The sequence below is a fragment of the Aquimarina muelleri DSM 19832 genome (assembly GCF_000430665.1).
GTDB classification, from domain to species: Bacteria; Bacteroidota; Bacteroidia; order Flavobacteriales; family Flavobacteriaceae; genus Aquimarina; species Aquimarina muelleri.
In genome coordinates this window covers 117,016-141,762 of record NZ_AUML01000006.1, presented here as the reverse complement: position 1 = coordinate 141,762, position 24,747 = coordinate 117,016, and the positions used below count along the sequence as shown (strand labels likewise).

The following is a 24,747-nucleotide window of genomic DNA, read 5'->3' as shown; positions in this document are numbered from 1 at the left end:
CTTAATCAGTAATTTAAAAAAGAATAAGTTGGTAGATATTTATGTATTATCTTTTGTATTGATTTTGGATCAATAGGTTTTGAAATAAAATCATCGCAACCTGCATTAAAAGCATTTTGTATATCCTCATTATTGGTATAAGCTGTTTGAGCGATTACAGGAAGTCTAGGATGTAGTTTCTTGATCCATCTTGTTGCATCATAACCGTTCATTTCAGGCATTTTTATATCCATAAATACTAGGTCTATAGTATTTATTTCTTCAAAAAAAACAGTAGCTTCTTTACCATTATGAGCTCGATGAATAATAAAATCATAGTTTTCTATTTTTAGCAAGATGGTTTTTAGTACTAGAAAATTAATATCACCATCTTCTGCAATTAAAATAGTATAGGTTTTTATTTTATCTAGAGTAACAGGAAGTATATTGTTTTTATTTTTAAAGGTGAATATAGCAAAAGGTATTTCAAGCCGAAAAGTAGATCCTTTATTGGGGATAGAAGAAAAAGATAATTTACCTTTCATTAACTGAGTATTTTCTTTGGCTAGGGTTAGCCCAATCCCTAAGCCTCCGTATTTTTTTGATATTTGATTTTCAGATTGCGTAAAACTTTTAAATATAAGTTTTTGATTTTCTGATTTTATTCCAACGCCAGAGTCTCTAATTGTTACCACCAAAGTACTTTTATGAATCGTACAAGAAATAAGTATAGCGCCTTTTTTTGTATATTTAATAGCGTTTTCGACTAATATTTTGATTGTTTTGTTAAGCCTTGATTTGTCTATATATACAAAACGATGATACTCTATAATGTTATTGTTAAGTAATAATACTATTCCCTTTTCTTTAGCTTTTGTTTCATATAGTGAGAAAATATCGTCAAAAAGTTCCTGCAAATCTGTTTTCTTAGGATCGAGTTTAACTAGTTTAGTTTGTAGCTCCGAAATTTCAAGTATGTTGTTCATACTATTCATTAATTGTTTACTACTATTAGCTATGATTTCAGAATATTCTATTTTCTCTATATTATTTGTGTTTTCATTTAAAAATTTAGAAAATCCAACAATACCATTCATAGGTGTTCGAATTTCATGGGAGATATTCTGTATAAAAGCGGATTTTAATTCATTATTTTTTTCTGCTTCATCTTTAGCTATTTTAAGGGACTTTGTTTTTTGTTTTACTTTATATCCCAGATAAAAATTTATACCTAGTATAAAAATGAGTCCAGATGCCATAAAAAGAATAAAGGGGATTAGAAAACCTGCTCTTTTATAAAAAGGTTTTGTTTCTGTATATAGCCAATTTTCAAGAATGTTTTGATTTTCAGAATCAGAAATAGCAAGAATAGCCTTTTTAATAATGTCATTAAGGACTTTATTTTTTTTATCTACAGCAATTAAGGGTATATATGGTATATCTGTTTCTGAGGATATTTGTAGGTTATTTAATTTTTTGGTATTAATAAGATAGTTGGCAATTGCTTTAGGACCAATATAAGCATCGTATTTTCCTGAATTTAGGTTTTGAAGACAAACCAAATCGTTTTTGTTCTCTTTAAAGATAATATCTGGATACTCTTTCTCTAAAAGTTCTAGAATGGCAAAATCTTGAGGGATTGTTATTTGTTGTTTATTAAAGTCGGTAATTTTTTTGTTAGTGGTAACATCTTTTCGGGTAACAATAACATGATTAGATTCAAAGAGGTGAGAATAAAAACTAAGGTAAGTATCTCTGGATGGGGTTCTTTCTATCTCTATAATAATATCTATCTTATTACCTCTAGCATCCTTCATTAATTTAGGCCATTCAGAATAATATTTCCTTTTGAATTTGTGATCTATTTTATCTTCAATTAAACTTAAGTACTCAATAAAAATGCCTTCGATAGTATTATTATCGTCTATAAATTGATAGGGAGGGTAATAAGGACATAATGCAACAATAATAGAGTCATTCTGTTTTAACCAATCTATTTCTGTTTCTGTTAAAATCTTCTTCTTTGCACACGAAAAGAATAAAATAGTATACAGAAAATAAAGAAAGGGTAAAAGAAAGGTTTTTCTATTACACATTTGTTCTAAATTAAGTAATTATAAGACTAGAATGATGTTAAAAATATTTTATTTAATAAAAAATTGAAATTAAAGTTAGTGATTATTTACTTTTAATGAGGGAGTTATGTGTTATTTTTTTATTTCGGTACCATCAGGATAAAGAGCGAATCTACCTACAGAGGGGTCATGAACATGATCATAACCAGACCATGGCCAACCACCAAATTCTGTTTGTTGGTATTCTTGTATAGCTTCTCTAATTTCTATTTGGCTATTCATAACAAAAGGCCCTTGTTTTACTACAGGCTCGTTAATTGGTCTACCTTGTAAAAGTAAAAAATGTGCTTCGGTGTTTCCATTTTTTATAGTGATCTCTTTATCGGCGTTTAGTACTATTTCATGGTTAACAGGTATGGTGTATCCTTCGCTAATTAGGTCATTGCCTTTAAAAAAATATAAAGATCTATTTATTCCTTTAGATGCGGTAGGAAAAGTAAATGTAGCATTGGGGTCCATTTTTATGGTCCAGATAGCTATTTCATTTTCTGGATCTGTAGCCCAGGAATCTGGCGCAGGGGTAGGAGCCATTTCATCATTAAATTTTCCTGCAATTAAGGTTATTTGAGTGATTTTTTCAGAATCATCCTTAGTTTTAAGGATCGGAATTTCGTCGCTCCATAACATCTTAAAATGTGGATCTACCATTTTTTTATTTCTGGGGAGGTTAAGCCAAACCTGAAATAGTAAAAAGGGATTCTCTTTTTCAGTATTCAATAAAGGAAACATTTCAGAATGTTGTACACCTTTACCTGCGGTCATCCATTGCACATCTCCATTGCCAAAACGCCCTGCAGCACCCAGAGAGTCTGAATGATCCACTAATCCTTTTTGCACAACTGTAACGGTTTCAAAACCACGATGTGGATGTGCAGGAAAACCAGGTATGTTGGTGCCATGATACATTCGCCAACCATCTTTTAAAGTAAAATCCTGACCTATATTTCTTCCTTCGAGTGAGGCGTCTGGCCCTAATTTCCCATTTCCTTTTGGATATTGATCTTCGTGATATGCACAAAACAAAAATGGATCGCTGGTTTCCCAAGTAAAACCTAAAGGCTTAATTTTAATAATTGCAGACATAGTTTAGTATTTTGATCCTTTGCTAATATTAGCAGAGGATTTGGTTATAAATGCTCTAATATCATCGTTGGCTTGAATTAAATCCTCGTTGCGCAGATACATCATGTGTCCACTACGATACCCTTTAAAGCTTAGGCGGTCAGTAAGTTTACCATTGGCATTAAGCTGCCACATTACATATTTTGCATTAAAATAAGTAGTAGCACCATCATAATAACCAGATTGTATCATGGTATGTAGATTAGCATTCATAGCCATGGCTTTTCTTAGGTTTTCTCCTGTTTGGTTACCTTTTGTTCTATCCCAAGGTCTTACAGATCCAAACATATTATATTTAAGATCTGTTTTAAAATTAAGTTCTTGACTGTAATAATAATTTATAGCAGGAGTAAATGAGTGTAACCAAGAGGTTAGCTCACTATTATAATCTGGTGCCTCTCCTGCTTCTTTTATATCCATTCCTTTGTAGCGAGAATCTAGTCTGCCAATAGTATATCCATCTTTATCTCTTAAAAGATCTTTCCAAAAATAAGCTTTTGGTACTTCGAGGTTATGTTGGCGTATTGTTTTTTTAGAAAGCCCAGAGTAATATGCCATTTTAGTGATAACATTTTCCTTTTTATCTTTTTCAAGATATCCACTTTTTACAATCGCAGGTAATAATTCATTAATAGTATAGTTCTCTACTTCTGGTAATATTTCGCTTAGATCTTTATTTTGTAGTTCTGGCGGAAGCATTTTATGATACCATGCTGCTGCTGTAAAATAAGGTAACCTGTTGGCAACCTCTACTGGGCCAGCAAACTTAAATCCAATTTCAGTTGGTGAGACTAATATTACTCCATTAAGGTACATCCAGTGTTGGTTTTGTAACTCTAATGCCAAGCCAGATACTCTGGTTGTGCCATAACTTTCACCAATAAGATATTTTGGAGATCTCCATCGATTATTCCTAGATACAAAGGTATTAATCCAACCTGCCAAATATTTTACATCTGCTTGTACTCCAAAAAATAATTCTTTTTCAGGCATTTTTCCATCACTACCAGGGATCATTCTGGAGTACCCAGTATTAACAGGGTTAACAAAAACGATATCTGCAACGTCTAATATAGAATTTGGGTTTGCTTTAATACCGTAGGGTTGTACAGGAAATCCTTCCTCATCAATTTTGAGAATACGAGGTCCGGTATATGCAATATGCATCCATACAGAGGCAGATCCAGGGCCACCATTAAATGAAATTACTAAAGGTCGTTTTTCGTCATTTTTAATATCAGACCTCTTATAGTATGTATAGGATAAAGATGCTATAGGTGTACCAGATTCATCCCAAACAGGTTGAAACCCTGTGGTAGCCTTATAAGGAATTGTTTGTTGCTTAATAGTGGTGGTATGGTTGGTAACTATAGTAGTATCTATAGAGACTCTCACATTTTGAGCCTTTGTAGAAAGCATACTAGCAAAAACCAAAATTAGTAAAGAAAATATTTTTTTCATCTGTTAAGGATTATGATAATACTAGATTTATATTTTTAATTATGCCCGATATGACATCCACATCCTGGTTGCATAAAACTATTAGATTCTTGATGCCAAGGAAATGCTTGACTATAGTTAACATTCTCCCACCAAAATTTTGTTCTGTTTTTAGGGGTGTTACCTATCTCGTTCATAGTTTCGGTATCAAATAATCGTCCGTTAACCATGGTATATTTTACGGTTTCTGTATTTCTAATATCTTCTAGAGGGTTTTTATCCAATAGGATTAAATCTGCTAACTTTCCTTCTTTAAGAGAGCCTATGTCATTTCCTGCCCCGATATATTCTGCACCATTAATAGTTGCAGCTCTTAAAGCTTCCATATTGGTCATTCCTCCTTGTTGTAGGAGCCATAATTCCCAATGTGCTCCCAGCCCTTGTAGTTGTCCATGAGCACCTAAGTTAACTTTAACACCTGCATCAGTTAATGCTTTACAGGTTTTTGAAACTAATATATGTCCGTTTTCATATTCTTCATCAGGTACCATTGTTCTGTGTCTGGAGCGAGCATCGATAATTGCTCTAGGTGTATATTTTAGGAGTTTTTTATTTTCCCAAACATTGTCTTTTTGATAGAAATAATATTCCCCATTCATACCACCATAATTTACAATCAATGTAGGGGTATATCCAGTATTACTGGTTTTCCATAATTCGTTTACATCTTTATATACGGGAGCTACAGGAATATTGTGTTCTATACCAGTATGTCCATCCATAATCATACTCATATTATGATAAAAAGTAGATCCTCCTTCAGGAACTACATTAATTTCTAATTCTCTAGCCGCTTGCAGTATTTGTTGGCGTTGGTCTCTACGTGGTTGGTTATAACTTTTTACAGATTTAGCTCCAAATGCTTTGGTTCTTCTAATAGAAGATCGCGCATCTTCTAAAGTATTTACCACAGCTTTAAAATCGCCGTCTGCACCATATAAAATAATACCAGTAGAGTAGAGGCGTGGCCCTACCATTTCCCCTTTTTTAATCATCTCAGACATTGCAAATATAGATTCGGTATTTGCAGAGGGATCATGAGATGTTGTCACTCCAAATGCCAGATTTGTATATAACTGCCAATGTTTCTGGGTAGTTAAACCATGTCTAAAAGCACCTATGTGTGCATGCGCATCTACAATACCGGGCATAATTGTTTTGCCTTTTGCGTCATATACTTTTGCGTCTTCTGGGACAGATATCTCAGAGGTCTTTCCTATTTTTTCGATACGATTATCTTTAATAATTATCGTTCCGTCTTCAATAACCTGATCTCCTTCCATAGTAATTATTCTTACATTAGTAAAAGCTATCCTACCTTGTGGCTTGTCTGTTTTTACTTTTAAATCGATCGTAATGCCTTTGGTAGTAATTTCTCCTACTTTTTCTGGAGAGTTTGGTAAAAATGTAAAACGATCTTTTATATCGTTTACAAAATATTCCTCCCCAAGAGTCCAGAATATTTTTTTACTATTTGCAGACCAATGCAAGTTAATTCCTGCGTCTTTAGAGATTTGAGATACAGGTACAGATTTAGTATTGTTATCCAAATCTATTTCTGTACCATTAAGTACCAATGGTGCTATAAAAGCTTTATGTAGGTTGGTAAAAGCAATCCATTTATTATCAGGACTAGGAACTAACCGATTAGCATATTTAGATTTTACATGTGTTTTTTGATCTTTTCCGTTAAGGTCTACGGATTTTAATTCTTTGGTTAATGCACCAAAGTATGTACCTCCTGTTTGGAAAAAAATTCGAGTATTGTCTGCCGAGAACATTGGGTATTCTCCTTCTTCTGTTACTAGTTTATTATTTTCTCCAGAAGAGGACATGGTATGAATACCTGTGTTTTTACTAAAACTAAGTCCTTGGTCGCTATTTCCTTCTTCTTTCTTAAATACGATTAGGCTATTAGAAGAGTTAAAGGAAGGGGTTCGATAAATTCCTTTTTGGGTAGTTAATTTGGTTGGGGTACCACCAGTTGCGGGTATTTTATATATTGCTCCCAAGTTTTCATCATTCCAGGTTACATATACAATGTGTTTACCATCTTTAGAAAAACTAGGTTCGAACTCTAAGTCGTTAGATTGTGAGGTAAGTCGTTGTGGTGTACCTTTAGGTAAAGGTTTACTCCAGATATATCCCAGAGCACTAAATACAATTGTTTTGCCATCTGGAGAGGTAACAGCATTACGGATTACTTTGGCGGTAAATTCTTCTGGAGCTACAGGGGAGTTAAAATGTAAAGTTTCAGCTATTTTAATAGTTGCATCTACGGTAAAAGGAATATTGGTTACTTGTTGATTTTCAATATTTATTTTGTTGATCTTTCCACCAGACCAGAATACTATTTCTTTATTATCTGGCATCCAGTTATAATTTGGATATACCCCAAATATAGCCCATGCTTCTTGTTGATCTTTATTTAATGCATCATAGATTGGCCATTCTTCACCAGTTTCCAGATTATGTATATATAATACTGTTTTGGTACGTACTCTTTTTACAAATGCAAGCAATTTACCATTTCTGGATACTTGTGGTCTTGCTGCTCCACCAGGACCGCCTGTAATAGTAGTTGTTTTACCAGTTTTGAACTCATATCGTTTGATAGCATAAATTTGCTTGTTTGGGTCTTTGTTGTATTGAAAAAAGCCACCAGGATACATGTCTTCTGAATAATACAGATATTTACCATCGGTAGAGATATTAGGTTCATTAACATCTTGTTGGTCGTTTTTCTTTTTGGTTAATTGTATACCAGACCCTCCTGTAATGTGGTATTGCCATATTTCGCCTGCTCCTAAGGAACGTTGAGAGGTAAAGTGTTTTCTAGCTATTAGATAATTACTGTCGGGCATCCAAGTAGCATTATTTAGTAATCTGAAATCTTCTTTAGTGATTTGAGTAGCAGAGGAGCCGTCGATATTCATAGTCCATATATTATCTCCTCCACCTGCATCGCTGGTAAAGGATATTTTTTTTCCGTCTGGACTAAATCTTGGTTGTACTTCAAAAGGGACTCCAGTACGTAGTGCTTTTGCTTTGCCACCAGATACAGGAATGCTATAAATATCTCCCAAAAGATCAAATACAATAGTTTTACCATCTGGACTAACATCCAGATTCATCCAAGTACCTTGATCGGTACTGAACGTATGATCTTTATAATTAAATCCGCCTTTAGGATTAGAAATATCCCATTTCTCACCTTCCTTTTTATTTGCTTTTTGAGAGTTGATATTAAAAGTTAAAAAGACCCCGATTAAAAGGGTAGTAACAATATGTTTATGCATGTTAAGTGAATTTAGATGCATCCAAAATAAGGATTTATCCCACAATATATCTTAAAGTGGTGTTAAGGGAATTTTACTAGATTTTATGTATGATAAAATCATAGATATAATTTTTCTTAATTAGATAGAGATATTTTTGTGCATTGTTTGATAAAAGATATAAATGTTATTATCAAAATCTAGATGAGTTGGGGATTGACAAAAATTAAAAAAGAAAGAATTTTTTATTTTTGTAATATAAAACAGTACTAAGGGAGGTTGTTTTTGAAATTATATTTTATGAGTTTACTCTTAAGTTGTTTGTTTTACCAATTATCTCTAGACTTAATATTAGAGGTGCAGAGTTTAATAATTTCGGCAATACGCTTATCTCTTGTTTCTTGTCGTTTAGCTTGATTAAGCCAATAGAGATAGCTTTTACGGTATCCTTTTGCAAAATTTAAGTAGTTTTTGAATGCTTTTGGTGTTTCATCAAATGCATTTTGAAGATCTTTTGGGATAATACCATTCTCTACATCGTCTAAAGCAATCCAGGAACCATTATTTTTTGCAGTTTCGATACTAAGCAAACCACTACTGTGCATAAGATCATTTTGTATAAGATCTATGATATGATTTTTGTTAACTTTACTCCAAACACTTTTAGGTTTGCGAGGGCAGAAATATTGCCTGCGGCGTTGCTCGTCTATTTTTTTTACGGTAGAGTCTATCCATCCATAACATAAAGCTACTTTTACTGCTTCTTCCCAACGCATACTGGGATTAGAACTCTCTACCTTATAAAATATAAGATATACACCTTGGTATTGATCGTGGTTTTTATGTAGCCATACACGCCATTCCTGATCGTTTTTAAAATATAGTTCTGGTTTGTGGATCATATTTCTCGGGTAACTATTTTTTCGATTTGACTTATTTCTTTTTTTAATTTTATACTATTTTCTTTAACAGCAAAATAAAAGGTGTTTTCAAGACTCTGAAACCCTTCCCAAATTAATTTAACGTTATTAGCTTTTAATGCGTTGGAACATAAAAAATCAGGTACGAGTGCCATTCCTTTATTATTACTTAGGCATCTTATAATGGATAGGATATCGGGAACAATATAGTTGGGTTTAAATAATTGTTTTTTATTAAAATTTTGTGACCAAAAAGTTTTTGAATACTCCATAATATTATAAGAACAGTACCAAGTCTGATGGCTAAGATGATGTTCGAGTTTTTTCCATTCTTTATTTTTGATAGATAGTTCTAAGTTTGAAGTATCTGTATTAATACCTGCAATGAGTTGAATTTTTTCTTTAAAAAAAGGAGTATATGTAATTGTATTATTATTGATCTTTTTTGGGGTTATGACTAAATCCAAAATACCTTCGTTTAATTCTTTTATCATTTGTGGGTATTCTCCAAAATGAGCTATAATATCAAAGTCTAATTGTGCTATATGGGGTTCAAAAAAGTATTGAAAAACCTCAGAACACATCCCGATACTTAGTGTAGGAGTAGTATCCAATCCTTTTTTTCTAAAATGTTGCTCTGCTTTTTCTAATTTTTTTAAAGCATCTATAATATAATCATACATTACCATCCCTCTAACTGTAGGGATCATTTTTCTAGAGGTTCTTTCAAATAATTTATATCCCACATAAGATTCTAAAGAGCTTATGTGTAAGCTAACCCCAGGTTGGGAAGAATACAATACCTCAGAAGCCTTTGTTAAATTGCCCTCTTCATAAACAGCCTTAAAAGTTCTATACCATTCTAAATTAATCATGTTATTATAATTATGATACTAAGGTATGATTTGTATAATTTATATAATACAAAAAATCAAAATACTTTTACATAATAATTTAAAAAACGAATACAATGAAAAACATTTTGATAATTAATGGTTGGCACTCTTTTTCAGACTCTAAAGGTTTGTTTAATACCTCTTTATTCAATACTACAAAAAACTTTTTTATGAGATTTGATTATTATTCTATAAAAGAAACACAAATAGACAAAGGGTATAAGATAGAAGAAGAAGTATCTAAATATGTTTGGGCAGATATCATAATTTATCACACTCCTGTATGGTGGTTTTCAATACCATTTAAGTTTAAAAAGTACTTTGATGAGATCTTAACAGCGGGTTATCATAACGGAATTTGGACAAGTGATGGAAGGAGTTCTGAAAATCCTGAAATAAATTATGGAACAGGTGGACTTTTGCAAGGTAAAAAATATATGCTTACTACAAGTTGGAATGCTCCAAAAGGCGCTTTTACTTTACCGGGCGAATTTTTTAGGGAAATGGATTCTGATCAAAGTGTGTTATCGGGATTTCATGCAATGAATAGGTATATAGGGTTGGATTTAATAAAATCTATACCGTTTTATGATATAGAAAAAAATGCTGATATTTCTAGAGAACTACAAAAATATATTACATTTTTAGATAATGAATTTAAAAGAGAAGAGAATTTTATAATGGAAGATGAAAAAAGAGATAGTTAAATCCGCTTTATGTAGTAGAACTTCGTAATGAAGCTTGAAGATGCCATAAATACAGTCGTTTTCTTGATTTTAGGGTTAGCAAAGCGTCTGTATTTGTAACGGCTATAAGATGTAATAGATTTTCTTTTGCATAAAATGGGTTAAATGGGGGTGAAATAAAAAACATGGATATCTTGTTTTGCTTTAATGAGCTTCTGTTATTAATTTATACCCAGTTCTATAAACTGTTCTTTAGAGAACTCCTCAGGAATAGTATTTCTAAGAAATTTCAAAATTTAGTTAAGATACTTTGTTGTAGAAATTTGAGTTGTTTTTTTAAGGGGTTTTTTATCTCTTGTCGATGAGAGAGGGATCTTTAAGGTAAGATAATAGAAATTCCATCCAGAGGTAATTCGAACCAATATCCAGACCTCTATAAGCCTTCGAAGGATTTCGATAAGAGATTATCTCATACTGGTATAGAGTTGAAACTACCCAAAATATTCTTAGAGTTGGGGTGTATAACTCTTCAAGAGTGCTAGAGTTTAGGGTAGGATATGATAGTTTTATTTTATTATGCCATTACCTTTGTTACCTCTAATGTCTTCTTCTGTGTATAATACAGGTATAAATACTCTACCAATAAGGAACTGACAACAATAAATAATAACAGAGAGTAAAATAGAAATTAAAATTACATACTCCTCTATCAATACAGTTGTAAAGCAGTGTTTTAAATAACCTAAATTTCCATTATAAGCATCTGTGTATTCTAAATTATTAATGTATTCGAATATCAAAAAAAACAAAATCAATATCCAGTAAAATATTAGGAGTGCAAAGAAATGTTTTTTGTAGTTTTTTATTTTATAAATCATAAATGGGGCTACCCACGAAATAATAAATGCAGAAATAAGATAGATTAAATCAAAATATACAGGAATCCTAATGGAGAATAAATAGTCAATTTTTTCAGCAATTAAGCCATGCACGATCATAAGCACTCCTATAATAGAAGCGTTTAAAATACTGCTTACAATATGAAACTTAATATTATCTTTCATCAAATATAAAAATATATATTTCCTTTATCCTCTAATTCACGTCGTCCTCCGATATACCAGTTATGGCTGTCACATTTAACCGTTCCTAAATCGCTCTTTTTTCCTCCTCTACCAGCACCTATAGAACAAAATCCATCATCTGCAAAACGATTCTTTTGTACTTCTGTTATAATTTCTACATGTTTAGCGCTTCCTCCATATTTGAATACTACAATATCTCCTGCTTTTACTTCTTTATAACTATTTCTTTTTCTTAAAAAAGATTGACCACTGTATATTTGATATGGATCAAAGTAGTGCTTGTTCCCAGAAATAAAATTATTACCATTGTACAGATATATGGCATCTCCTATAAAAACATTACAAAGCCACAATTTTCCATCTCCTTCGTTTGCCCAAAAAATACTATACAAGTCATTTCTCCACTTGCTGCTAAGAGCATTTTTTAATTTAGATAAATGCGCAGTATTACGGATAATATTGGTAGCGTCATTTTTAAAACCTGCTAAGGTAGATAAAGTCATTTTTTGTTTAACAGATAACCTATCCCAACTATTCCAGTTATTTAGAGAAGAAGGCCTACTGGTGGCCTGATCAAGATTAGGATTTGGAGAAAAAAACCAGTTTTGTTCTCGTTGCTGATACCTCCAATAGGAGTCTATAATATCTTGATCCTTAGCTAGTTTTTTAGCTGCTGCAACTAAAAGTAAGTTCATTTTGTGTTAAGTCTATTTGTGGTATCTAAGCTAGGAAAATTATATGTTTTTTGTTTACGGTAAAACCATAATACTTTTACATCGGTTTTTGTTAAATTATTTGATAATCAGTGGAATAAGCAAAAATATGCGATGGTTTTACAGTAATATACATGTGGTATATACCGTACATATAATTACGTAAATAGATTAATTGAGGTTTTTGTTTCTTATGAGATATCCCTCAAGTTATGTTTTGAAATGTAGAAGATTATTATACGATATGTGAGTGAGCGAGCTTTTTAAGTATAAGAGTCAGTTAATCTTTTATTTTGTGGCTAACCTTATAGTACGATACTATATACTTTTTTCTTTTAAATTGAATAAATAGTATACTGTATAAGGAAGTTTTTTGAGTTAATAGTATTACTGTATTAAGACCAGTAAAATAAGAAGGTTAAAGGCTGTAACCTCTATTCGTTTATAGTGAAATAGTATTATAAGTTAACATTTTTTTTACCAATAAAGGTTTTCCTGTATTTTCTTTATTGTTTTGTATTTTATTGATTTACAGTGAAATAAGATGAAATATTTATTCTGGATTCTAATGATGATATTTGTTTAGGAATCAAAAAAGTGAAGGGTTTTAATACACTTTTTTTAATATAAGAATATACTCTTAATTATAAACCTTAAAATTTTTAACTATGTCAGCACGCAGTACAACAGTAAAATTGCAGAACACAACATCTGATCTAATCAAACTTACCGATGCTTCTCTATCTCATGGAGTATGGTCTTCTAACCAGTATCCGCCAAGTACTATTTCAGCAAATAGTGACGGTAGCTGGATGTCAGAGTCTGATGGATTTATGACAGGTACCGAGGGTACAGTAACGTATCAATTACCTAATGGTATTGGTAGTATTGTAATAACTTGGGATAACCCATATGTAGGTAGTAACTCGTATAGTATGAAAGCTCCTGCTGGATTTGAAATTAATAAAAGCGGTGGTAGCGGGGATAATGCTGTAGTAACTTTTACACTTTCAGTTAGTAAAGTAAAACAAACTAAATCATTTGAAGAGGCAGTAGGTGCATTTGCTAATTAACCTATCTAATATTTTATGTAAAGAGGCTGATTTAAAATTCAGCCTCTTTTTGTTTTTGTATCCATACAGATTATATATGTTATACAATTCAATTAATATAAAATAAAAAAAAGATATTCATTACACTGGATACCCTTACTTACTGTACTGAAACATATATTTCTGCTTCTCCGTTGGTTGGGTTGGCGGCTTTTATACCATACATTTCAAAATCAGTAGTATAGGTTCTTTGTATATCCATTGCACAAATTTCTCCCCATTTGTCGATAACTGCGGTATCTGTTAGATCTCCTTTTGTAATAAATTTATGGTAAGTTGCAGGTTCGATTTTTATACCTACCATATCTTCGGGTATCTTGTCTAAATTATGTACTCTGTAACCTATAATGGTAGTATAGGGTTGGTTGTGGTCTCCTTCATAATCAGTATAAACAGCATAGATAGTTTCGTCTGTTATATTCGGAATTTTTTCAAACATGTTTTGAGACATAAATTTACCCCAAAGTTCTCCTATATCTTTTTTTGATTTTTCATCCTGATTAGTGGTTCGTACTGAAATCCCAATTACCTGAAAAGAATGCATTTGTAGTTTTTCCATTTAGTATGATTTTAATTTATAATTTCTTTAAAAGTATAAACACTTAATGACAAGGGTATGTCAGTAGAGGGTTTTTAGATATCAATTAGTTAGTCGGTGAGAGGGGTAATAAATTGACGGTTTTTATAGTATATCCGAATATTAATTGAATTTGGATTCATAAGTATTACTGTGGTAACGTTTTTAAGTTAAGATAAAATTCTCTTAGAAATGATTAAATTTCGTTCGCATAATTATTTTTTTCAAGAATTTCATTTCTTAACTCGATAATTTCTAAAAGAGTACGTATCTCTTTTTTAATGCTTTTTCTTATTATAAGAAAAGGGATAATTGCACCAATGATGTAAGAGCTATCTATTAAAATCATTTGCCAGGTAGAAAAGTATATACTAAACTCTGGAGTGATCATATAAAAACCAATAGTGTACAAAGCTATTATCGTAACAGTAACAGGACCATGAATTCTTTTTCTGAAGGTATAAAAAGTCAATGTATTATTGGTGGTTTTTAAAACACTATCGATAATATCTATTTTTTTGGACTTTAAAATACTTATATATTCTATTAATATTCTTAAAAACAGACTGCCTATCATTAAAAATACGCCGATCCTACTTGCTATTTCCTTTACTGGTGCTACGTAGTAGAAAAAGGCAGCAACTCCTAATACTACGATAGATAGGATACTAATGTTTCCGTAATGAAAACGGATGTTTGATTTTTTTTTGGCAGTTATAGTAGCAAGCATTTTATTTGTTGCTTCGGGATTATTTTTAATGTTCTGTTTATTTTTTTGCCATTTACGTTGCAATTCTTCAAATTCATTACTCATGTTCCATTATTTTTTTAAGACGTTTTTTTATTCGATGAATTTTTACTCTAACATTAGTAGGTTGAATACCTATAATATTGGATATGGTATCATAATCTTGTCCTTCTAAAACCATCATTATAATTAATCTATCTAATTTTTCTAGTTTACCAATTGCACCATATAATTCTTGTTCAGGATTATTTTCTAAACTTGGGTTTTCTTGTACTAAAGCATATTCTACTTTTTCAATAGATAGATTGGTTTTCTTTTTTTCTTTTCTAATGTATTGTAGACAAGTATTTACAGTGATTCGGTATACCCATGTTTTTGGAGTTGATTTTTCTTTAAAATTTTCTAGAGCGTTCCAAATATTTATAAATACTTCTTGAGAAAGGTCATTAGCTAAATCTTTATCTCCTTTCATAAAACCCAGACACATTTGTAATACCATAGAGTATGCTTGTTGGTATATTGTTTCAAAAAGTTGCTGGTTCTTTTTACTCATTGGTTAAAAAAGTATTTATTTTTTTGTAAAACCACTCTGGTTGATCAAACATGATAAAGTGTTTACTATCTGGTGCCATCTCTATTGTTTTGTTTTTCATAATTAGATTTTGCAATTTCTAAGCTAGGAAAAGAGGCTCCTAAAATTAATGTTTTTGCAGTTACTTTATTTAATATTGGTCGCAGATCTAGTTTTAGTAAATCGGTATATCCATATACATAAGTTTTTCTATCTGCTTCTAGAATCCATTGAATAAGAGTGTCTACTTTATCTTTGGTATTTGTCATGTTTTGTGCCATCCTGGTTGCATTTTGCTTAAATTGTTCTTCTTGCATTGCTAACATTTGTTTGTTATAAGGGGTGTCGTATTGTATTTGACTATCTGGCACTCCGGGCATCATTAGCTCGCGCATACATGGTATGGCATCTACAATTAGTATTTCAGTAACTGTATCTGGTAGTTCTGCGGCAAGATCAACAGCTATATTGCCGCCCATACTATGCCCCACTATTTTTAAATTGGCTAGTTGTTTGTCTTTAATGTAGGCTATTAGTTCTTTTTTAATAGTAGCATACCAAGGCATTGCTATAGGGGGATTACTATTAAATCCTGCATAAGAGATTAAATGTGCTTCAGTTTTTTGGGTTAGATTATCTATAGTTTCTTTCCATATAGATCCTGGGGTAGTAAATCCTGGTAAAAATAATACAGGTTTTCCTTTTCCTATTACTTCAGTTTTAATTGCGGGTGTTTGCGCAAATCCTAAATGTACTATTGCTAATACTAATACAAATGTGATTTTAAATGTTTTCATGTTCTTGTTTTTCCCTTTGATGCATAAGTTTATAAATTGTTACAAGAGGAATTAAAAAAAGATGTTTTATAACGTCTATCTTTTGTTAATAAAGACTTTTATCAAAAAATAAATATTACAATTTTTGATATTTATGGTGAAAAAACGGAGTAGTATAGATGTATTGACTTTATCTAAAGGAATATATATTATATAGATGTCGTTAGATAATCATAAAGCAGAAAATATAACAAAAATCTTCTATAAGAAGTAATAAGAATCAAAAAAGAAGTTGTTTTATGATAAGCTAAAACAACTTCTTTTTTATAAAATTTAAAATAATTCTAAAGCAAAAATAATATTATCTAAATTGTCTTTATCTATTTTATGTTCTATAAGATGAAAACCGTTATTGAATAATAAATTTTTAGAAGCTTCATTGTTTTTATGGGTATATGCTTCTACAATTTCTAGGTTTAGAGATTTATAGCCATAATTTAGTATAGAGTTTAGAGCCTCATTCATAATACCTTTTTTATGAAACTCTGGGTGAAGATCATATCCTATTTCGGCAATTTTTTGATCTTCAGAAAAATTCCATAAACAAATAGTTCCTATTAGGTCTGGATTACCATTTATAGTAATTCCCCAAAAAATCCAATCATGTTCTATAATACCATTATTAATCTTATTTATAAAATCAATAGCATCTTGTACAGTATCTGTTTTTGGTCTTTTGACATACTTGTTGACTATCGCATCGGATCGTAAAAATAAAATAGAATTAGCGTCTTCTTTTTTTAATTGTCTTAATAATAGTCTATCGGTTTGTAGGTTGGGAAAAGGTATAAAATTCATTTAGTATTACTTTTAATCCCTCGTCGAGGGTTTCTATTTTTAAGAAATGTCTCGGAAATAAAATATTTTTTTGGTAACAAATCTTAAGGGTTTGCTCTGAGGTTATCGATTTTTAGTTTTTGATAAAGACTGTTACTAGATTATTTAAACACTTCTTAATAAATGCAAAAGGAGATATTTTTCTAACCAGCTAAATAGTCTTAATAAAAAATATATTTGTTAACGAGATTAGATATCGAAATCTTATTTTTTTTTTTATTTTTTTCTTATTGCAGAAACATATTTTGTGTTTATCAGAAATTATAATGCATTTATATTTATATAAAAATTAGGGTCAACAGTGATTTTATCTCCTTTAAAATCGGTTGTTTGCCAAGAAGCACTTGGTTGTATCCATTGTAAACTATCGTCTGTAAAAATGCGTATTGGCATATCAAAACCTTGTATACTATTTGTATACCTATATTTTAGTTTTCCTTTCTCTAAGCTATATTCTAGAGTAGGTATTTTTATAGTTCTAAGGTATTGCTCAAAAAAGAAAGTAAGATCGATTTTGGTTTTAGTACAAAGATATTCTTCGATTTGTTTTGTAGTTACTGTTTGATGATAAAACTCTTTGTTGAGATCTCTTAAAATAGTTCTCCATTTTTTATCATCATCTACAAGTTGGCGAAGTGTATGTAGCATATTTGCTCCTTTATAGTACATATCTCCAGAGCCTTCTTTATTTACGTTATAGGGACCAATAATTGGTTTGTCATTTTGAATCATTTTTCTGGTTCCGATAACATATTCTGACGAGGCTTTTTTACCGTAATAATAATCTAAAAACAAATTCTCGGAATAAGCAGTAAAACTTTCATGCACCCACATATCTGCAATATCCTTATTCGTGATATTATTTGCAAACCATTCATGACCAGATTCGTGAATAATAATAAAATCAAATTTCATACCCCATCCTGATCCAGAAAGGTCATTTCCTAAATATCCATTGCTATATTTATTTCCGTAGGTCACAGAGCTTTGGTGTTCCATCCCCAGATAGGGTACTTCAACCAGTTTAAAACTATCTTCATAAAAAGGGTAGGGACCAAACCAGTGTTCAAAAGCTTTCATCATTTTAGAGGCATCTTTAAATTGCTTTTTAGCTTTTTCCAGATTGTCTCTAAGCACATAATAATCCATGTCTAAAATTCCTTTTTCGCCCTCGTATTTTTCTCCAAAATGAACATAATCTCCAATATTAATATTCACCCCATAATTATTGATGGGATTACTTACAAACCAATGATATGTTTTGGTGTGATCATCATGATTTTCTATTTTACGTAATCTTCCATTAGAAACGTTGATTAAATCTTTAGGAACGTTAACACTTATTAAAAGACTGTCTACTTCATCATACATATGGTCTTTATTGGGCCACCATACACTAGCACCTAATCCTTGACAGGAAGAGGCTATAAAGTGTTTGTTATTCGTGTCTTTTTTCCAAGAAATACCACCATCCCAAGGTGCATTAACAGCTTCGCGAGGTTTTCCACTATAGTAAACATCGATTGTATATATAATGTCTTTTTGTTGAGGTTCTGTAAGTTTTATAAAGTGAGCGTTGCCAATAGAGGTTATTTCAAGCTTTTTATTGTTTTGTAGTGCTTTCTCAATCTTTAAAGGAGCTTGCAGGTCGATTTGTATTACATTATGCTCTTTTAAAACACGGTATTGTATAGTGTTTTTTCCTGATATTGTCTTTTTATCTGGATTTACTTTAATATCCAGATGATAATAGGTTAGATCCCACCACTCTCGTTCTGGAGTTATAGATCCGCGCAAGGAATCTTGTTTTGTAAATGGCAGATCTTGTGCGAGCAAAAACTGTACCTGAATGGTAAGCAAGCAGAAAAGAAAAAATTTATGCATTGTCTTTAAGGTGTTGATTTTAGTTATAGATTTAACTCTTGTGCTAAACTAGCAAATAATTTTAGGGATTTAGTTAACGCTTTCCATAAATTAGTTAATACTTTTTACAGGATAGTTGCTGTTTTCGCCATGGTAGTTAACACTTTCTCCAGCTTAGTTAATGGTTTCTTCATGATAGCTAACGATTTCTACAGGATAGTTGCTGTTTTCGCCATGATAGTTAACACTTTCTCCAGCTTAGTTAATGATTTCTTCATGATAGCTAACGATTTCTACAAGATAGTTGCTGTTTTCGCCATGATAGTTAACACTTTCTCCAGCTTAGTTGATGATTTCTTCATGATAGCTAACGATTTCTACAAGATAGTTGCTGTTTTCGCCATGATAGTTAATGTTTTTTTCAACTAGGGGAGTGTATTTTTACTATTCATAGGGTTTTTATCAAAAAGCAAAGATTTTTTATTGTGATTGATTGTTCTCTAAAATATTTCTGAAGGAAATACTACGGGGCTTTCGTATCCATTTTTACCTACGGTAGCAATCCCAAAAAAGAAATTATCAATAACAATATTATCTAATATAAAATTATCAATGTTACCTACAAATCGGCTGTGATCCCAAGTTGGGGATGTAGTATCTCTCCAATATATTTTATATCCTAAGATGTTAGGGTCGTTAATTTTTTTCCATTTAAATTTTACAGAGGGCTCTACAATTCCTCCAATTTTAACTTCGGTAGGAGCAGGGGGAGCCCATGCTATACTGGCAAGATTTATAGCATTAACAGAAGTTAGTTTTGTTGCATAATCAAAATTAACATGCTCTACTACATCTCCGTATTGGATTCCATCCTCTTCTCTGATATTTTGATGTTGCTGAGTATAATTTTCATGTGCTTCCATAATTCTGATTCCAGCATAACCAGCATCGTTAAATGGTCTGTGGTGTCCACCACGCCCAAAACGATCTAATCGATATACCATCATGGGGTTCATTTCTGGCATATATGTTTTTACGGTTTTATGAATATATCGTGCAAGTTGTCTAGAAACGCCATCTACTTCGCCACCATAAAACCGTCGCGATTTTCTTTGTTTTTCAGTTTCGGATGGAGGAACTGGTTCTGAAAATATTCTAAAAGTTCTATTGTCAATAACCCCGTCTACTCCTTTAATATTACCTATCATATCGTTATTCATGATTCCAATAATATTCCAATCTTTTTGTTTTGCATACTTTGCCAAGCCTTGACCACCAAATAAACCTTGTTCTTCTCCAGATAAGCCTACATAGATAATACTGTTTTCGAATTTATATTTGGTTAGTACTCTTGCGGCTTCAATAGCTCCTGCCATACCTGTAGCATTATCATTAGCTCCTGGAGAATCCGAAGTGTAATCTGTGGGGTCTGTAACTCTAGAGTCTATATCCCCACTCATCATAATAAATCTATTTGGATATTTTGTTCCTCGTTGTATAGCAACAACATTTACTACCCATACATCTTTTGTAATACGTTGGTTAGTGCCTTGTTTTACCAAATCTTTTTGATAAAAAACGTCTAAGCAATTATTACATTGGTTAGATATTTTATCGAACTCTGATTTTATCCATCGTCTGGCAGCACCAATTCCTCTTGTATTAGAAACCGTATCGCTTAGTGTATGACGGGTACCAAAACCTGCTAATGTTTTTATATCTTTTTCTATACGTTTTGAGGAGATATCATTAATGATATCATACATTTTTTGATCTGTTTGTGCAGTTAATATAATGGATAATAAAATTAAGGTTGCGGTAAGAAATGTTTTCATGTGTGTTAATTTAATAGCCTAATTTAATTAAAATGATCTCAACATATTTATAAGAATAGGGTTTACCTTATAAAAGTCACTTTAGTAATTTTATTATTTTCTATTTCGTAAATAGCAATGGCGCTATAGTTTTTTCCATTAATGGTTAAAAATTCTTTATCTATAACCGTATTGCCCATCACGATTCTATTTTTAATTTCGCAATGTAGATCAGTAGTGTTTTTAAAGAAATCAGAATACTCTTTTTTCATTTTTTCTTGACCTTCATATAAAAGTTTGTTTGGGAAATCATACACTTTTACATCCTTGGAGTAAGTATTCATAAATCCATTAATATCTCTGTTATTATATCTATCTAATTGCTGTTGGACTATTTTTTCTGCATTTTTTTCGATACTATCATTATCGTTTTCTTGTGGTTTTATAAAAGTTACTTTAGCAATTTTTCCATTTTCTATTTCATAGATAGGAGCTACTTTTACATTTTTATTTTTGTAGGTAACATATTCTTCATCTATTACTTTATTTTGATATACAATACGCTGTTTTATTTTGCAATTTAAATCAACTTCTTCTTTGAATTTTTTTTCATAGTAAGGTCGCATAGCTTCCTTATTTTCATATCGAAGAGTATTAGGAAATGTATAAATAGAGACTTCTTCAGTATAGGTAGCCATAAAGGCATTAATATCACGAGAGTTATATGCTTCTACTTGTTCTTGTACGATGTGTTCAGGAGAAACTTCGGATACTACCGTAAGTTTATTTCCATTGCTATTTGTTGCCATTCTTGAAATGTTTCCGATTTCGTTATCCATAAAAGTATAAAAAGTACTCCATCTCGAATCTGTTTTTGGAGTGAATTTGAATATCCTGTTTTCTTTTCCCATTAAGATAGTACCATTTGGTAACCAGCACATATCTTCTACTTTAGGAATTGTATGTATAATTGTCTTTGTAGATTTAGTAATAGGATCTAAAGATTTAATTTCCCAAACTTCATTTTCTTTACTGATGTAACTAATCAGGTTTGAATTTGGAATTTTATGTAGCGATCTACCGACTTGTTTTTGTATGGTATCGTTAGTATTATTTTTTAAGTTAGATACTACTAATGATAATCCATTTTTTTCCAGAACTGAAGAAATAACTATATCTTTTGTGTACCAAGTATGGTATCCTACTTTAAGGTTAGGTAATAGTACTTTAGAATCTCCTGTTGTATACTTGTATCTATATAGTAATTGTTTACCGTCTTTGTCCAGTCGAATGGCAGAAATATCATTTGTATCAGGAATTCTGACAGGAGAGTACTCACTTCCTGTTTTCGTATTTGTAATCCAATTTAATTTTGTCTGTTGGATATTATATGCAGCTATGTCTGTTTGATTGTTTCTGGTAGAGGAAAATAAAACAACAGAGTCTTCTATAATATAAGGTTGATTATCATACCCGTTATTATTAGATATGTTTTTCTTATTGAATAGGGTCTGTTTATTTCCTTTTTTAAGGATATCAAAAAGGTATATTTCTGTATTGGTTTGGGCTAGGGAAGTAAAGGCTATAAGGGTAATTAAAAAAGCCAAAATATTTTTCATTGTTTTTTTTGTTTTCTAAAATACAAGGAAATACAGATCTTATTCTTAAGTAAATGTTAATGTGATGTTTTTTATAAAAGTATAATGTTGTAATAAATCAAAAAAACCCAGAGAGTTAGCTCTGGGTTTTCGCAAGTTGAGTTAGAAAGGCTATTGTAATGAAACAATAGTTTTTTGTATTTAAATTTTAAAAGTTAAATTCCATATATTGAAAATCTAAAATTAGGAAAGCTTACGCTTGTTAATGAGAAAGAAGGATTGTTTCTAAACCTACTCTCATTAGTTTGTTGTACATACCATCCAGCACCATCTCTTAATAAGTTTAATAAACTTTCAGCTTCATTTATTATGGCGTTGTTTGTGGATCCAAGATATTGTAAAACAATTTTTTGCCCTGGTATTTTGGCTATGTTAAAAGCTAAGGTTAATGGCTCACTAAGTCCATTTACAATTATACCATGTACATCTGGTCCAAACCAATTCATTCTAATGTCCAAAACAGGAGCATTGATACTTTTAGTTAAATGCAGAAAATCTGGTGATGTTAGCTTTAGGAAGTTACCAGAAGTATCATCAAAGTATAAATATCTAGGAAATCTAGTGTCAAAAGTATCTACATCATCTGAGAATAATTGAGGAACAAGTGCTGTTGCTACAGGAGCTAGATTATATCCGATAATGGTGTTTAAATTACCATCTTCAGAAATAAAATTATTATCTGCTTCAACAAAAGAAAAAGTAGTAATATCTACCCCATTCACTTTAAAAGGTGTAGTAAATGAAAACCCAGTATCACTAATAGATACAACATAAGAAGTAGAAGCTATTTTTCCTGTACTTTGATCAAAAGTGGTAATAATACCAGTTCTGTCTAGTTCTGAGAATGAAAATGTACCACTAAATATAGGGGGATCTGTTGGAGCTGCTGCAGGATCTGTAACGATTATATTTCTAAGAAAACTATTTGTTTCATGTCCAAGGGCTACTTCATCAAAAGATTCCCGTAATCCCATAATACGTTCTTTGTCACCAGATATTGCTTTTTCAAAAACAATTTTAGTAACCTCTTCTCCTTTATCTGATTTACTTCTAAATTCAATTTTATTATCTGCTACATTTTCAAAAATAAATTCGAATTCTGCCTGTAGGCTAAAATTTGCAACTTCAAATAGATTATGGAAAGTCGAATAATTTTCTAGTACTAATTCTGGAAAATGACTTTTACCTACTCTATAGGTAGTTTCAAAATCTTGTGTTCCTCCTTGATAATCAGAAACTATTTCGACAGTATTGTCTTGGTTAAAGTTTAATAAAATATTATAAAAACCAACACTATTTTTTGGTTGGTATACTACTTTCCATCCAAACTCTGGAGCTGTTAAAGTTGATTTATAACTTTTTAACAAAGTATCCACACGAGTATCAATGTCTTGATTAAATAACGGTTCTACTTCATTATCTGTACTACAGGCGATAAAGCCTAAAGTAATAAGAAGTAATGTATATATTTTTATATTTTTAAGCATGTCGTTCTAAATTTGATTAATTGATATTATTTAAAAACTCATCTCTTAATACAAAAAGATCAATTCCTACTTGTTCTTTCATGTATTTTACTACTACGTCATACTTCTGTTTAATTTTAGCTTTACCTTTATTTATTTCTCCACAGTTAGCTGGAGCTCCAGCAACAGAGCAGTCTGCAGGTGTAATGTAGGTAGATTCAAATACAGCAGGATCTGTAGTAATTATGCGCGCCATAATTTCTGCAAAATCTTCAGAAGGAGCAGAAGTGGCATATGGGGTTACCATGCCTCTAATAATAGCACTTTCTTCATCTTCTTGAGTCCATGAACCAGGAGAAGTATAGCTATCTTCAGAAATTTTAAAGAAAGCTTCTATATCAAATTTGAAATTTTGATCTACAATATGTGCAAATTCATGGTGTAGCGTTCTAAATGTTTGTAAAATCCAACCAGTATTGCCAGGTGCATAATTATTTGCTTGAGTTAAAGTAACTCTAACTCCCGAGTCTGCTACGCCTAATGTGATCGTATTATCATTGTTAAAAATAGGAGAGCCTAAGATTACAATTTCTGCAGGAAAATAGGTCTTTAAAAACTCATCTCCTTGGTTTGAAGCTTTATTGTATGGTTTTATCCATGCTTCTTTAATTAATTCAGCTATAGGTCTCACTACTTCTACACGAGGAGGAACTGCTGATTTAGTAGGATCAATAAATTTATCTACAAATTTATAATGTATTACACAACCATAAATATCTCTAAACTCAATTTTTAGAAATTGATCTAGTTCATCAGTCGATTCGGGTTCTCCGTTTTCAAAAATAGGTGTTGGTTGTAATGTCTCTTCTCTATCACATCCTAATAGTATTATTAAACCTAGGCTAAGAAACAATAGTTGTTTTATTATATTTTGTGTTTTCATAATCAAAA

21 protein-coding genes are annotated in these 24,747 nt (G+C 31.3%); 2 read left to right on the top strand and 19 right to left on the bottom strand.

Annotation, left to right across the window (positions count from 1 at the left end; genetic code table 11):
- Positions 1-5: 5 nt before the first annotated feature.
- The 6 genes from H527_RS0105530 to H527_RS0105505 form a co-directional block, all read right to left on the bottom strand.
- The gene (locus H527_RS0105530) at positions 6-2,075 is read right to left on the bottom strand and encodes a response regulator (protein ID WP_051316647.1); all 2,070 of its coding nucleotides are present in this window, start codon (positions 2,073-2,075) and stop codon (positions 6-8) included.
- Positions 2,076-2,186: 111 nt separating this feature from the next.
- Complete coding sequence (locus H527_RS0105525) at positions 2,187-3,197, bottom strand: pirin family protein (RefSeq protein ID WP_027411783.1); 1,011 nt, start codon at positions 3,195-3,197, stop codon at positions 2,187-2,189.
- A 3-nt stretch (positions 3,198-3,200) separates the two neighbouring features.
- Positions 3,201-4,697 carry a S10 family peptidase gene (locus H527_RS0105520; RefSeq protein WP_027411782.1) on the bottom strand — a complete coding sequence of 499 codons (1,497 nt, stop codon included), beginning with the start codon at positions 4,695-4,697 and terminating at the stop codon, positions 3,201-3,203.
- A gap of 35 nt (positions 4,698-4,732) precedes the next feature.
- A complete protein-coding gene (locus tag H527_RS0105515) occupies positions 4,733-8,035 on the bottom strand; it encodes an amidohydrolase family protein (protein WP_027411781.1) in 3,303 nt (1,100 codons plus the stop codon).
- Positions 8,036-8,340: 305 nt separating this feature from the next.
- A complete protein-coding gene (locus H527_RS0105510) occupies positions 8,341-8,916 on the bottom strand; it encodes a YdeI/OmpD-associated family protein (RefSeq protein ID WP_027411780.1) in 576 nt (191 codons plus the stop codon).
- The gene (locus H527_RS0105505; RefSeq protein WP_027411779.1) at positions 8,913-9,809 is read right to left on the bottom strand and encodes a LysR family transcriptional regulator; all 897 of its coding nucleotides are present in this window, start codon (positions 9,807-9,809) and stop codon (positions 8,913-8,915) included. Before H527_RS0105505 ends, H527_RS0105510 begins: the two co-directional genes overlap by 4 nt.
- A 95-nt stretch (positions 9,810-9,904) precedes the next feature.
- Between H527_RS0105505 and H527_RS0105500 the strand changes: the two genes are divergently transcribed.
- Positions 9,905-10,537, top strand: a complete 633-nt coding sequence (locus H527_RS0105500; protein WP_027411778.1) for an NAD(P)H-dependent oxidoreductase — start codon at positions 9,905-9,907, stop codon at positions 10,535-10,537.
- A 7-nt stretch (positions 10,538-10,544) separates the two neighbouring features.
- Here H527_RS0105500 and H527_RS23870 read toward each other — a convergent pair whose 3' ends face one another.
- From H527_RS23870 to H527_RS0105490, 3 genes are all read right to left on the bottom strand, one after another.
- The gene (locus tag H527_RS23870; protein WP_155837811.1) at positions 10,545-10,703 is read right to left on the bottom strand and encodes a hypothetical protein; all 159 of its coding nucleotides are present in this window, start codon (positions 10,701-10,703) and stop codon (positions 10,545-10,547) included.
- 379 nt (positions 10,704-11,082) lie between these two features.
- Complete coding sequence (locus H527_RS0105495) at positions 11,083-11,580, bottom strand: hypothetical protein (RefSeq protein WP_027411777.1); 498 nt, start codon at positions 11,578-11,580, stop codon at positions 11,083-11,085.
- A complete protein-coding gene (locus H527_RS0105490; RefSeq protein WP_027411776.1) occupies positions 11,580-12,296 on the bottom strand; it encodes a hypothetical protein in 717 nt (238 codons plus the stop codon). The genes H527_RS0105495 and H527_RS0105490 overlap by 1 nt, the downstream gene beginning before the upstream one ends.
- Before the next feature lie 686 nt (positions 12,297-12,982).
- Here H527_RS0105490 and H527_RS21495 point away from each other — a divergent pair.
- Entirely contained in the window at positions 12,983-13,387 is a 405-nt protein-coding gene (locus H527_RS21495; RefSeq protein ID WP_051316646.1) for an aegerolysin family protein, read from the top strand.
- A gap of 139 nt (positions 13,388-13,526) precedes the next feature.
- On the opposite strand, the gene H527_RS0105480 is transcribed toward H527_RS21495, so the two are convergent.
- The 10 genes from H527_RS0105480 to H527_RS0105435 form a co-directional block, all read right to left on the bottom strand.
- Entirely contained in the window at positions 13,527-13,985 is a 459-nt protein-coding gene (locus H527_RS0105480) for a GyrI-like domain-containing protein (RefSeq protein WP_027411775.1), read from the bottom strand.
- A 214-nt stretch (positions 13,986-14,199) separates the two neighbouring features.
- The gene (locus tag H527_RS0105475) at positions 14,200-14,817 is read right to left on the bottom strand and encodes a hypothetical protein (protein ID WP_027411774.1); all 618 of its coding nucleotides are present in this window, start codon (positions 14,815-14,817) and stop codon (positions 14,200-14,202) included.
- Positions 14,810-15,304 (bottom strand): RNA polymerase sigma factor, encoded by a 495-nt coding sequence (locus H527_RS0105470; protein WP_027411773.1) that lies wholly within the window; start codon positions 15,302-15,304, stop codon positions 14,810-14,812. The genes H527_RS0105475 and H527_RS0105470 overlap by 8 nt, the downstream gene beginning before the upstream one ends.
- Positions 15,305-15,369: 65 nt before the next feature.
- Positions 15,370-16,119, bottom strand: coding sequence for an alpha/beta fold hydrolase (locus H527_RS21490; RefSeq protein ID WP_051316645.1), 750 nt, complete (start codon positions 16,117-16,119; stop codon positions 15,370-15,372).
- Positions 16,120-16,431: 312 nt separating this feature from the next.
- A complete protein-coding gene (locus H527_RS0105460; RefSeq protein ID WP_027411772.1) occupies positions 16,432-16,956 on the bottom strand; it encodes a GNAT family N-acetyltransferase in 525 nt (174 codons plus the stop codon).
- 300 nt (positions 16,957-17,256) lie between these two features.
- Positions 17,257-18,879, bottom strand: coding sequence for a M1 family metallopeptidase (locus H527_RS0105455; protein ID WP_027411771.1), 1,623 nt, complete (start codon positions 18,877-18,879; stop codon positions 17,257-17,259).
- A gap of 479 nt (positions 18,880-19,358) precedes the next feature.
- The gene (locus H527_RS0105450; protein ID WP_027411770.1) at positions 19,359-20,693 is read right to left on the bottom strand and encodes a M28 family metallopeptidase; all 1,335 of its coding nucleotides are present in this window, start codon (positions 20,691-20,693) and stop codon (positions 19,359-19,361) included.
- 62 nt (positions 20,694-20,755) lie between these two features.
- A complete protein-coding gene (locus tag H527_RS23480) occupies positions 20,756-22,291 on the bottom strand; it encodes a nuclear transport factor 2 family protein (RefSeq protein ID WP_081414556.1) in 1,536 nt (511 codons plus the stop codon).
- Positions 22,292-22,485: 194 nt separating this feature from the next.
- Entirely contained in the window at positions 22,486-23,817 is a 1,332-nt protein-coding gene (locus H527_RS0105440) for a DUF4302 domain-containing protein (protein WP_027411768.1), read from the bottom strand.
- 16 nt (positions 23,818-23,833) lie between these two features.
- Positions 23,834-24,739 (bottom strand): substrate import-associated zinc metallohydrolase lipoprotein, encoded by a 906-nt coding sequence (locus H527_RS0105435; RefSeq protein WP_027411767.1) that lies wholly within the window; start codon positions 24,737-24,739, stop codon positions 23,834-23,836.
- Positions 24,740-24,747: the final 8 nt, after the last annotated feature.

Excerpts from the sequence above, each read along its gene's own strand:
- H527_RS0105490 (WP_027411776.1), bottom strand. The coding sequence starts at position 12,296 with ATGAACTTACTTTTAGTTGCAGCAGCTAAAAAACTAGCTAAGGATCAA.
- H527_RS0105475 (WP_027411774.1), bottom strand. The coding sequence starts at position 14,817 with ATGAGTAATGAATTTGAAGAATTGCAACGTAAATGGCAAAAAAATAAA.
- H527_RS0105450 (WP_027411770.1), bottom strand. The coding sequence starts at position 20,693 with ATGAAAACATTTCTTACCGCAACCTTAATTTTATTATCCATTATATTA.
- H527_RS0105510 (WP_027411780.1), bottom strand. The coding sequence starts at position 8,916 with ATGATCCACAAACCAGAACTATATTTTAAAAACGATCAGGAATGGCGT.
- H527_RS0105460 (WP_027411772.1), bottom strand. The coding sequence starts at position 16,956 with ATGAATTTTATACCTTTTCCCAACCTACAAACCGATAGACTATTATTA.
- H527_RS0105440 (WP_027411768.1), bottom strand. The coding sequence starts at position 23,817 with ATGCTTAAAAATATAAAAATATATACATTACTTCTTATTACTTTAGGC.
- H527_RS0105520 (WP_027411782.1), bottom strand. The coding sequence starts at position 4,697 with ATGAAAAAAATATTTTCTTTACTAATTTTGGTTTTTGCTAGTATGCTT.
- H527_RS0105470 (WP_027411773.1), bottom strand. The coding sequence starts at position 15,304 with ATGAGTAAAAAGAACCAGCAACTTTTTGAAACAATATACCAACAAGCA.
- H527_RS0105515 (WP_027411781.1), bottom strand. The coding sequence starts at position 8,035 with ATGCATAAACATATTGTTACTACCCTTTTAATCGGGGTCTTTTTAACT.
- H527_RS21495 (WP_051316646.1), top strand. The coding sequence starts at position 12,983 with ATGTCAGCACGCAGTACAACAGTAAAATTGCAGAACACAACATCTGAT.
- H527_RS0105495 (WP_027411777.1), bottom strand. The coding sequence starts at position 11,580 with ATGAAAGATAATATTAAGTTTCATATTGTAAGCAGTATTTTAAACGCT.
- H527_RS0105500 (WP_027411778.1), top strand. The coding sequence starts at position 9,905 with ATGAAAAACATTTTGATAATTAATGGTTGGCACTCTTTTTCAGACTCT.
- H527_RS23480 (WP_081414556.1), bottom strand. The coding sequence starts at position 22,291 with ATGAAAAATATTTTGGCTTTTTTAATTACCCTTATAGCCTTTACTTCC.
- H527_RS21490 (WP_051316645.1), bottom strand. The coding sequence starts at position 16,119 with ATGAAAACATTTAAAATCACATTTGTATTAGTATTAGCAATAGTACAT.
- H527_RS23870 (WP_155837811.1), bottom strand. The coding sequence starts at position 10,703 with ATGTTTTTTATTTCACCCCCATTTAACCCATTTTATGCAAAAGAAAAT.
- H527_RS0105530 (WP_051316647.1), bottom strand. The coding sequence starts at position 2,075 with ATGTGTAATAGAAAAACCTTTCTTTTACCCTTTCTTTATTTTCTGTAT.
- H527_RS0105505 (WP_027411779.1), bottom strand. The coding sequence starts at position 9,809 with ATGATTAATTTAGAATGGTATAGAACTTTTAAGGCTGTTTATGAAGAG.
- H527_RS0105525 (WP_027411783.1), bottom strand. The coding sequence starts at position 3,197 with ATGTCTGCAATTATTAAAATTAAGCCTTTAGGTTTTACTTGGGAAACC.
- H527_RS0105455 (WP_027411771.1), bottom strand. The coding sequence starts at position 18,879 with ATGCATAAATTTTTTCTTTTCTGCTTGCTTACCATTCAGGTACAGTTT.
- H527_RS0105435 (WP_027411767.1), bottom strand. The coding sequence starts at position 24,739 with ATGAAAACACAAAATATAATAAAACAACTATTGTTTCTTAGCCTAGGT.
- H527_RS0105480 (WP_027411775.1), bottom strand. The coding sequence starts at position 13,985 with ATGGAAAAACTACAAATGCATTCTTTTCAGGTAATTGGGATTTCAGTA.